Origin of the sequence: Vogesella urethralis (assembly GCF_007644045.2) — a bacterium.
GTDB classification, from domain to species: Bacteria; Pseudomonadota; Gammaproteobacteria; order Burkholderiales; family Chromobacteriaceae; genus Vogesella; species Vogesella urethralis.
Map to the genome: position 1 here is coordinate 1 of NZ_VMDW02000003.1, position 490 is coordinate 490.

The following is a 490-nucleotide window of genomic DNA, read 5'->3' on the forward strand; positions in this document are numbered from 1 at the left end:
CAAGCCCCTCCCTCCCAAGTACCAAACTATCAACTGGCAGGCCTACAACCAGTCCCTCAAGCAGCGAGGGCAGCTTCTTCTCTGGCTCGACAAAGACATGGACTGGCTGGCTCCTGCCACCGGTAGACGCGGACGGCAGCCCACTTTCTCCGATGCTGCCATCCAGTTCTGTCTCACCATCAAATGCCTCTTTGGCCTGGCGCTACGGCAAGCCACAGGCATGGTCGAAAGCATGTTGCGCCTGGCTGGATTTGACTGGGCCGTTCCCGACTTCAGTACGCTTTCCCGCCGGCAGAAAGACCTGCAGGTCCGCATCCCGGTACAGAAAAAGCAAGGTTGTCTGCATCTCTTGGTGGATAGCACCGGTATCAAGATGATGGGTGAAGGCGAGTGGAAGGTGAAAAAGCATGGTGCCGACTACCGCCGCCAATGGCGCAAACTGCATCTGGGCATAGATGCGCAAACGCTGGAAATCCGGGCAATGGAAGTG

Annotated in this window: 1 protein-coding gene; it reads left to right on the plus strand. The window is 57.3% G+C overall.

Going from position 1 to position 490, the window contains the following annotated elements:
- A partial coding sequence (locus tag FLQ03_RS00010) for an IS5 family transposase (RefSeq protein WP_144374145.1) occupies positions 1–490 on the plus strand: 490 nt, incomplete at both ends.